This window comes from Sulfuricurvum sp., from assembly GCF_023229695.1.
Lineage (GTDB): Bacteria > Campylobacterota > Campylobacteria > Campylobacterales > Sulfurimonadaceae > Sulfuricurvum.
In genome coordinates this window covers 202,710-212,338 of sequence record NZ_JALNYS010000002.1, presented here as the reverse complement: position 1 = coordinate 212,338, position 9,629 = coordinate 202,710, and the positions used below count along the sequence as shown (strand labels likewise).

The 9,629-nt window shown below is 49.9% G+C and carries 10 protein-coding genes; 8 read left to right on the top strand and 2 right to left on the bottom strand.

What is annotated here, in order from left to right:
• Nucleotides 1–416: zinc ABC transporter substrate-binding protein (locus M0P91_RS02405; protein ID WP_295063970.1), on the bottom strand; the 416-nt coding region annotated here is incomplete at its 3' end.
• A gap of 304 nt (nucleotides 417–720) precedes the next feature.
• On the opposite strand from M0P91_RS02405, the gene secG reads away from it, so the two are divergent.
• The 4 genes from secG (at nucleotide 721) to M0P91_RS02385 (ending at nucleotide 2,652) form a co-directional block, all read left to right on the top strand.
• Nucleotides 721–1,038, top strand: coding sequence for a preprotein translocase subunit SecG (gene secG / locus M0P91_RS02400; RefSeq protein WP_295063968.1), 318 nt, complete (start codon nucleotides 721–723; stop codon nucleotides 1,036–1,038).
• Between the two features lie 17 nt (nucleotides 1,039–1,055).
• Nucleotides 1,056–1,613, top strand: a complete 558-nt coding sequence (gene frr, locus M0P91_RS02395; protein WP_295063966.1) for a ribosome recycling factor — start codon at nucleotides 1,056–1,058, stop codon at nucleotides 1,611–1,613.
• Between the two features lie 2 nt (nucleotides 1,614–1,615).
• Nucleotides 1,616–2,224: an orotate phosphoribosyltransferase gene (gene pyrE / locus M0P91_RS02390; RefSeq protein WP_295063964.1), complete on the top strand. Its 609-nt coding sequence runs from the start codon at nucleotides 1,616–1,618 to the stop codon at nucleotides 2,222–2,224.
• A 113-nt stretch (nucleotides 2,225–2,337) separates the two neighbouring features.
• Nucleotides 2,338–2,652: a hypothetical protein gene (locus M0P91_RS02385; protein WP_295063961.1), complete on the top strand. Its 315-nt coding sequence runs from the start codon at nucleotides 2,338–2,340 to the stop codon at nucleotides 2,650–2,652.
• A 9-nt stretch (nucleotides 2,653–2,661) separates the two neighbouring features.
• On the opposite strand, the gene M0P91_RS02380 is transcribed toward M0P91_RS02385, so the two are convergent.
• On the bottom strand, nucleotides 2,662–4,272 hold the full coding sequence (locus M0P91_RS02380) for a cation:proton antiporter (protein ID WP_295063958.1): 1,611 nt from the start codon (nucleotides 4,270–4,272) through the stop codon (nucleotides 2,662–2,664).
• 242 nt (nucleotides 4,273–4,514) lie between these two features.
• On the opposite strand from M0P91_RS02380, the gene M0P91_RS02375 reads away from it, so the two are divergent.
• From M0P91_RS02375 to M0P91_RS02360, 4 genes are read left to right on the top strand one after another with little or no spacing between them, the layout of a single operon-like run.
• On the top strand, nucleotides 4,515–6,143 hold the full coding sequence (locus M0P91_RS02375) for a CTP synthase (protein WP_295063954.1): 1,629 nt from the start codon (nucleotides 4,515–4,517) through the stop codon (nucleotides 6,141–6,143).
• Entirely contained in the window at nucleotides 6,127–7,722 is a 1,596-nt protein-coding gene (gene recJ, locus M0P91_RS02370) for a single-stranded-DNA-specific exonuclease RecJ (RefSeq protein ID WP_295063951.1), read from the top strand. Before M0P91_RS02375 ends, recJ begins: the two co-directional genes overlap by 17 nt.
• Nucleotides 7,723–7,732: 10 nt before the next feature.
• A complete protein-coding gene (locus M0P91_RS02365) occupies nucleotides 7,733–9,157 on the top strand; it encodes an FAD/NAD(P)-binding oxidoreductase (protein WP_295063948.1) in 1,425 nt (474 codons plus the stop codon).
• Nucleotides 9,158–9,625 carry a hypothetical protein gene (locus M0P91_RS02360; RefSeq protein WP_295063945.1) on the top strand — a complete coding sequence of 156 codons (468 nt, stop codon included), beginning with the start codon at nucleotides 9,158–9,160 and terminating at the stop codon, nucleotides 9,623–9,625.
• Nucleotides 9,626–9,629: the final 4 nt, after the last annotated feature.

Below are 9,629 nucleotides of genomic sequence, written 5' to 3'. Positions count from 1 at the left end.
CCTCCGTGATGATCTTCCGCATCCATCCCATCGCCCCCCTCGCTTTTGATCAAACGGACATGGGCACTCATATCCAGTACCTCCGTCGTTGCGGGAAGGGTGTTTTTCAGCGATTCTCCCCACATTTCAAATCCGGCACCGTTATAAATAAAAAGGGATGATTGTCCGATATCGGCCACCTGTTTCGGGGTGGGAGAAAACATATGCGCATCACTGCCGGGCGGGATAATGGGGCGGACATCGAGCGACTCTCCCGCAACAGCGTGCACGGCTTCGTACAGAGTAAACGTACTGACGGAAACACTCGGTTTTCGAATGGTTTTTGTAGGATTTGAAGGGGCAAAAAAACTCATTCCGACCACACTCGCAACAAGAATGACCCCAAAAATAATTAACCGTTTGGTTTCCATGCGCATCACTGCCTTTGATAGTATTAAAGCGGTATTTTAGTCCTAAACGGTTTAAGGTAACGCATCGTTCTCCTCTTAATCCCGACACCCGCTTTCTTTCATAACTGAATGTTACGCACTTTCCGGGCATAGCCCGCAAAGCGGCAGGGACTAACGTCCCTACAACCCCCTAAAGCTACCCGTATCTTTCGGATACGGGAGATTAACTGCTCTTAAAGCACGTGTTAAAACAAAGTGCGTAAGATCAGTTCATAAGCCCTTCATCTACAGTATGGTATAATCGCGAACTTTTTATTTTTTAAGGACACCCATGACAGGCATACTGCTCATCGTGCAAATCGTACTCGTAGTGATGATCACCATCGCGGTACTACTTCAAAAAAGTTCAAGCATCGGCTTGGGCGCATACAGCGGCTCCAATGAATCAGTCTTCGGAGCTAAAGGACCGGGAAGCTTTCTGGCTAAAGTGACCTTTTTCCTCGGATTCGTGTTTGTTATCAATACGATCGCATTGGGCTATTTCTATGCACAGCAAAAAAATGCATCGGTTGTTGATACTATGGTCGATAAGACGAATATTGCCGCACCGACGATCACTATCGTCAACGATACCAATACCACTAAATAATTAACGGAGGAGAGACTATGTTAGACGAAGTGTATCAATTTTGTGAAGAGAAGATGCAAGGGAGCATTGACCATATGGTTAGTGATTTCCGTACCCTTCGAACCGGAAAAGTAACGACACGTATTTTGGACAATATCCGTGTCGATAGCTACGGTTCAATGGTGCCGCTTGATCAGGCGGGAAGCGTTTTAGCGACCGATGCGACGACGATCACGATCTCCCCGTGGGAAAAATCGATGCTCAGCGTCATCGAAAAAGCGATCATGAAAGCCGATATCGGCGTCAACCCGAACAACAATGGAAGCGAGATCAAACTTTTCTTCCCGGCGATGACGGTAGATCAGCGTCATGATGCGGTGAAAAAAGCCAAGGGTATGGCTGAAAATGCAAAAGTCGGCGTCCGTAACGACCGCAAAAAAGCCAACGACAAGATCAAAGTACTCGAAAAAGACAAACTGATCACCGCCGATGAGTCCAAAGCGGCTCAGGATAAAGTCCAAAAGATCACCGACAAATACATCACGAAAATCGATGACACGCTCAAGAACAAAGAGCAAGAAATTTTAACGGTATAACGATGGACGTCAAATCTATTTATATGAACGCCGATGCTCTTCTCGAAGGGCACTTCAAACTCAGTTCAGGCAACCACTCCCAGTACTACCTCCAATCGGCAAAAGTACTCGAAGATCCGAAGACGGCAAAATTGCTTGCCGATGCGCTGGCCGTCCAGATCAACGCAAGCGGCCTTGAGATCGATACCGTCTGTGCCCCTGCACTCGGCGGTTTGATTGCAGGATTCGCCCTTGCGACCGCGCTGGACAAACGCTCTATTTTCGCGGAACGGGTCAACGGCGAGATGCAGATCCGCCGTGGATTTGAGATCAAACCGGGTGAGCGGGTCATCGTATGCGAAGACATCATCACGACCGGCGGATCAGCGATGGAAGCGGCCAAAGCGATTGAAGCCCTCGGCGGTATCGTCGTCGGTTTTGCCGCTCTCGCCAATCGCGGATTCTGCCGTCGCAGCGGCAGCGCATTAGAGCGCAAACCGAACTGTTCTCTTCCTGATAACAAACCGTTATTCGCGTTAGCCGATTTCGATTTTGAGATGTATGCACCGGACGATTGCCCCCTTTGCGCCAACGGTTCTGAAGCGATCAAACCGGGTTCCCGAGGTAATTAGAATTAATATCAGCACCCAAAAGCACGCAAGCGTGCGCGGGCTTTCCGCCGAGGAAAACTTAGCGTTAGCGTAGCCATGGGGGCTTCGCTCCCTTGGCGTATCAAAGGAAAAAAATGCAAAATACGGATAATTTTAAACTCGATATGGATCACCTCCAAAAGGTACAACGGACCATCCGCAAAGCGGGAAATATTTTCCCGAATGAGCAAGCGCTTGTCACTACCCTCGAAGAGTTGATCATCAAAGCCCAAGACGATACGTCGCTCAATACTTATTATAATATGGCGCAGTATCTCAAACAGCGTCTCAAAGAGCTGAAAATTCATTTGGAGCAACCGCTTGAATCGGTCGATACGGCTATCGAAGAGCTCGACTGGTCTATCCGCTATCTCCAATGGCTTGTAAGCGAACAGCCTAAAGAGAAATAGGCAAAGTGCTTACAGCGCGCACTGCATTGCTTCGCTGACCAGTCTGGCGGCTACCTCTTTTTTTCCGTCAACGGTTACGCTGATCGGAAGCCCTCTGAGTTCACGTTTCTCTTCCAAGCTCACCACTTTAACAACGACTTTGACCGACGGGGCATAGCCCAAGACCGCTTCGCACACCAGCCGTTTTTTCTCCAGATTATCCAAAGTAACAATGACGCTTGCCGCCTCTTTGACATGAAGCTTATCCAGAATAGACGATTTGGACATATCGCCGTAAAAGGCCTCTTCCCCGTCTTGTAGCGCCTCTTGAACATGTTTGTAGCTGTTATCGATAACCACGTAATCCACCCCTTCGGCACGAAGTACTTTCACCACAAATTTTCCGACAATTCCGTATCCGCACACCACGACATGGTGCTGACGAAACGAGAGGAGACTGAAATCCTCACTCATCCCCGGTTCTTTAAAAAAGAGGGAGCTGACACGGGAGATGTTAGAGAGGATAAAAGGGGTAATCATCATTGAAATCACGACGACCAGAACCAGTGTCTGCGCCAATTGCTCATTCAAAAGTTTGTGGTTGCTTGCAAGGGCAAAAATAGCGAAAGAGAACTCTCCGACCTGCGCCAATGCCATCGCGGTCTTAAACGCGATCTTCGCTTTCGAATAGATTCGGATGACACCGAAAATAACGATCGCTTTAATCACCAAAACAGCGGCCAAGAGGGAAAAAATCTCAGCAGTATGGGAAACAAAAAAGTTCAGATCGATTTTCATCCCTACCGTCACAAAAAAAGTCCCCAGAAGTAAATCTTTAAAGGGGGCGATATCCGATTCAACTTTGTGGTGATAGCGGGTCTCGGCTATAATCATCCCGGCAACAAATGCGCCCAGAGAATAGGTAAATCCAAAATAGGCGGCAAGGAGGGAAGAGGAGACGACAATCACCAGTACCGATCCCATAAACAGCTCATCGACATTGCTGGACGACGCAAAATGGAGCAGCCAACTCATCACCCGCTTGCCGATAATAAAGAGCAAACTGACAATCATCACCGCACTGATTGCGGTTTGAAGCAGCGCCTCGCCGATATTCTGCCCATCCGAACTTAAAAACCCGATCAAAAGCAAGATAGGGATAACGGCAATATCCTGAAAAATCAAAATCCCCGTCGCCTTTTGGCCGTAAGGGCGGGTGATCTCTTTGGTCGATTTAAGATGGCTGAGGACCACGGCGGTCGAAGAGAGGGAAAGGGCCATAGCACTAATAATAGAGGTCTCCAACGGTACATGAAAGACTCCGTAGGCCAACGAAAAGAAAATCGCTGCCGAAATCATGACCTGGAACGTCCCGTTGAAAAACACATCCGTTTTCATCGTGGCAAGGCGCTGAAGCGACATCTCCAAGCCGATCGTAAACATCAAAAAGACAATTCCGAATTCGGCAATCATTTCGAGCGTATGCGAATCGGCCAGATGACGCAAGTCAAAAGCATAGGCAACCGTGACCCCCGTCACAATGTAGCCGATAATTTGCGAAATACCGAAGCGCTTGAGGATCAAATTGAGGACAATGGAAAATCCCATTGCGATCGTGACGTAATACAGCGCTGATTCCACACTTTTCCTTTATTTAGGCCGGATTTCTTCCGACCGGCTATACTCACGCTGTAATCATCCAAAGGAGACAATCTCCCCGATGAAGTGCCCGCACACCTGACAGTGCTTTTTAAACGTAGCTTTTTATAAGCGATAACAGTATATAATGGCTGACTTAAATTACGGCTCCTTTTCAGTCGCCGCAAGTGCCTTCTTGGCCTATTTTCACCCAAAATTATGACCCATTACCCTAAGGAATAGCAATGACTAAATATATTTTTGTAACCGGCGGTGTCCTCAGTTCACTCGGGAAAGGGATCACTGCGGCGAGTATCGGTGCACTCCTCAAACACTCCGGCAAACAAGTCGGAATGCTGAAAATCGATCCGTACATCAATGTCGACCCCGGTACCATGAGCCCGTTGGAACACGGTGAAGTTTTTGTCACCAAAGACGGAGCGGAAACCGATCTCGATATCGGGAACTACGAACGATTCTTGGATGCATCGTTTTTACGCACCAGCAATTTCACCACCGGTCAGGTCTACAGCAGCGTTATTGAACGGGAGCGTAGCGGCGGCTATTTGGGTCAAACAATCCAGGTCGTCCCCCATATCGTCGGCGAAATCGTCGACCGGATCAAAAAAGCGGGTGAAGGGCATGAAATCCTTGTCGTTGAGCTTGGCGGTACCGTCGGCGACATCGAAGGGCTCCCTTATATGGAAGCGATCCGTATGATGAAACATGACGATGAAGTAGAGGGGACCTTTTTTATCCACGTCACCCTCATCCCGTTCATCAAAGCGGCCGGCGAACACAAAAGCAAACCGACCCAGCACTCCGTGCAGGAGCTTCGCCGTATCGGTATCACTCCGCAGATGATTATCGCTCGAAGCGAAGAGCAGCTCCCCAAAACATTCAAGAAAAAACTTGCCCTTGCCTGTGATGTCAGCAGCGACAGTATTATCGAAGCGATGGATGAACAGACCATTTATGCCGTCCCCCTCAGTTTTTTACAGCAAAACATCCTGACCCCGATCGCAAAAGAGCTCCGTCTGGGCGAACTCAAACCCGATATGGAACAATGGGACTCCCTCGTCAAAAAAATCGTCTCTCCCAAATACCGTATCTCCATCGCTTTCGTCGGTAAATATCTGGAGCTCAAAGAGTCCTACAAATCCCTCATCGAAGCGTTGATCCATTCGGGGGCCCATTTGGATACCCGGGTCAATATCAACTGGGTAGACAGTGAAAAAATCGAAACGCAGGGAGCCGAAGCCCTTTTGGCCGATTCCGATTCGGTTCTTGTTGCCGGAGGATTCGGAAACCGTGGTGTTGAAGGTAAAATTCAAGCCATCCGCTATGCCCGCGAAAACAAAATCCCTTACTTGGGAATTTGTCTGGGGATGCAGCTCTCCCTCGTTGAATTTGCCCGCAACGTTTTAGGGTATGAGGATGCCAACTCCATCGAGTTCAACCCGCAGACAACCCATCCGATGATCTATCTGATCGATAATTTTATCGATCAGTCGGGAGAGACACAGCTTCGAACTCACCATTCGCCGATGGGGGGAACACTTCGTCTGGGTGAATACCCGTGTGAAACCAAAGAGGGTTCCCACCTCCGTAGTGCCTATAACGGCGAGCCCCTCATTTACGAACGTCACCGTCACCGATATGAAGCCAATCCGACCTATCGTGAAGCATTCGAAAATGCGGGAATGATCGTCACCGGAGAATCCAACGGTCTGATTGAAGCGGTCGAAATACCGGGCCATCCATGGTTCCTCGGAGTGCAATTTCACCCCGAATTCACCTCACGTCTCCAAAGCCCGAATCCTTCGATTCTGGCATTCGTTCAGGCGACGTACTCCCATGTTAATCCTGCCTGAAGTACCCCTCCTCACTCACGAAACCCTGAGTGAGTGTTTGGCGCGCCGCTTTGACGCCCAATCCGAAAAGCTTTCCGAAATCCCCCATCCAACCCTTCTCAAAGATTCGCAGAAGGCAGCGGATCGAATTGTACAGGCCATCCGACGTGGGGAAAAAATAGCACTCGTCGGCGATTATGACGTCGACGGTGTCACCTCGACCGCCATCGTCAAACGTTTTTTTGATCTCATCCCCTACCCTCTGACAACCACCATCCCCAACCGCTTCACCGACGGATACGGAGTGTCGCGCGGGGTGCTGGAGCGGCTTGATGCCGATGTGGTCTTTACCGTCGACAACGGAATCAACGCTTTTCAGGCAGCCGAAGTGTGCAAAGAGCGCGGAATTGATCTCATCATCACCGATCACCATACCCCATCGGAGACCCTTCCCGATGCGTATGCCATCGTCAATCCCAAACAGCACGACTGCCCCTATCCGTTTAAAGAGATATGCGGTGCACAGGTGGGGTGGCTCCTTCTGGGGCTGATCAAAAAGGAGCTTGGGCTGAACGTCGATATGCGCCGGTTTTTCCCCTTTTTGGCACTGGCAATCATCGCTGACGTCATGCCCCTCATCGGATTGAACCGAGGTATCGTCAAATCAGGACTCCAAATGATGCAAACCTCATCGTTGGCCCCGTTTGTCATTATTCGCGATTTTCTCGGGCGTTCCGCCATCAGTTCCGAAGACATCGCGTTTCAAATTGCCCCCCGAATCAACTCTGCCGGACGGCTTGAAGATGCCTCCATCGCATTGGATTTTCTAACGGCCGATACAACGGCGAGGGCGTATCACCAGTTTGAGCTCCTCACCTCCCTCAACACCCTGCGTAAAGAGACGGAAGCTCAAACCACGGCCGAAGCGATGATACGGGTCAACGCCGAAGATGCCATACTGATCGTAGAAGCGCAAGGGTGGAATGAGGGGGTCGTCGGAATCGTCGCATCACGTCTCGTCAACCATTTTCAAAAACCGGCGGTGGTACTCAGTGTCCATAACGGCATTGCAAAGGGATCGGGGAGAAGTATCGGCAATGTCGATCTCTACTCTCTGATTAAATCCCAAGAGCACCTTCTCGAAAAATTCGGCGGACACAAAATGGCTGCGGGACTCTCCTTGAATGTCAAAAACATTCAAGCATTCCGCACAGGAGTCAATGCAGAAGCGGCAAAACTCCATCCCGATGATTTTATCCCCCAAAGCGATATTCTCGGAGAGCTGGAACACCATGCGATCAATTTTGACCTTTTATCCTTGCTTGAGCGGTACGAACCCTACGGAGAGGGGAATCCGAGACCCCGATTTCTCATCCGTGATGCGGAGGTAGTGAGCGTCAAACTCTTCGGCAGTGACCGCTCCCATAGCCGTATCGAGCTAAGGCCTCTCACCGCCCATCCAAAAACACTGGAGCTGATCGCTTTTCGCCGTGTTGTGGAATGCCCAAAAAACAGACCGTTAAGCTGCAGCTATACCGTCAATAAAAATGAATTTAACGGGAGAGTTTCGCTACAATTAATGATTGAACGATTATTTTAAGAGGAATTTTATGACACCACTACTTCCAAAAAACGATCCCCTAAAATCTATGTCACGCCGTGATGCGTTAAAGATGATGGCTCTTTCACCCGTTGCCGCATCGGTTCTTGCAAGCACCGGAACTCCAAGCGATCTGGAGGCATCGGCATCCAATGCGACGGGACGGGTTGTTATCGTCGGAGGAGGTGCCGGCGCATTGATGACGCTTGCACGGCTCCGTCGTGCCCTCGCCAATCCCGATATCATCATCATCGCTCCGAACGACAAGCATGTGTATCAGCCGGGGCAGATTTTTGTCGCGGCCGGAGAATACTCCCCGGAGGATATCATCTTTGACAATAGCGGATACATCGGAAAATCGGTAACATGGATCAAAGACGAAGCGGCGACCTTTGATCCCGACAACAATAAGCTAACGACAAAAGGGGGCAAAGAGGTCGAATACGATTATCTCATCGTCGCGGCAGGTGCCCAGTACCATTATGAGCAGATTCAGGGGCTCACTGCCGATATGATCGGGACAAACGGTATCTCAAGCGTTTACCTCAGCGATCTGGCGGCCGGAACGGCCGAAGGGGGAAGAATCACCCATGAATGGTTTTTGGCGCTGAAAGAGGCGGCCAAAACCTCCAACCCCCGTGTCCTTTGTACGCAGCCCTCCACACCGCTCAAATGCGGCGGGGCTCCGCAAAAAATCCTCTATCTCGGTGATGATTTTCTACGTCAGGAGAAGCTGAGTGCCGATTTCATTTTTGCGACGGCCGGTGAAAAACTTTTCGCTTTTCCTGAAATAGAAAATGCGATTCAAAAAGTGCAAAAAGGGTACGGAAATATCACCAACAAATTCGGCCACGATCTCGTGTCGATCGATGCAGAAAAGAAAATCGCCACCTTTCTCCACAAATACCAGATACAAGGGGAATACGACAAAGACCTCGAAGAGTACGATATGATCGATAAAGAGGAGAGCGTAGAAATCGGATACGATTTTATCCATATTTCACCCCCGACCGGTGCATCCGAAGCGATCGTCAACTCTCCCCTCAGCTGGCAAAAGGGGAATGCCAAAGGGTGGCTTGAAGTGGATCGGGAAACCTTGCAGCACCGCCGTTATAAAAATGTCTTCGGAATCGGAGACGTATGCGGTATCCCTATCGGTAAAACGGGGGGAAGCGCCCGCCATCAAGCCCCTGTCGTCATCAAAAATCTGATCTCCGTTATGGAAAGCAAAAAACCCGAAGCGCTGTATGATGGCTATACCGTCTGCCCGCTCAAAGTGAGCTACGGAAAAATCATTATGGCCGAATTCAATTATGACGGCCTTGCCCCCTCCTTTCCCCTCGATCCGGCAGAACCGCGCTGGATATGGTGGGCTTTTGACTTGTACATGCTCCAGCCGATGTACCGGTATCTTATGCTCAACGGATTAATGTAAGTGCGTTTACTCAGAGGAGTGTTTCTACCGCTGCTGTTTTGGGGATGCCACCACTCTTCAGACACCCTCCCCTATCCCCTTACCCTTTCGGAAGAGGGGATGGGGAGTGTCCATCCGGGAAGCTCTTTTGATATTGCCCTCCTACGGGGGAAACTCCCCGGATTCGAACTCGAACTCCTTTCCCAAGTGGCATCTGCCAAAAACGCCCCCCTGATTCGGCTGAAACGGGAAGAGAAAGCGATAGCACTCCTCGTATCCGATCCCGAAGGCTCCGTTATCACCGAAATCATTGTCCTCTCTCCCCTGATCAAAAACAAAGAAGGGATAGGGGTCAGCGATCCCTTACCCGATACGGATGCGATCCGTTGCATCCGGGACGAATGCCGCTATCGCGATCATCCTTCGATAACCTACCGTATCCAAACCGACTCCCGCACCGTTCGCGAAATTTCCCTGCAAAAGCTATAATACG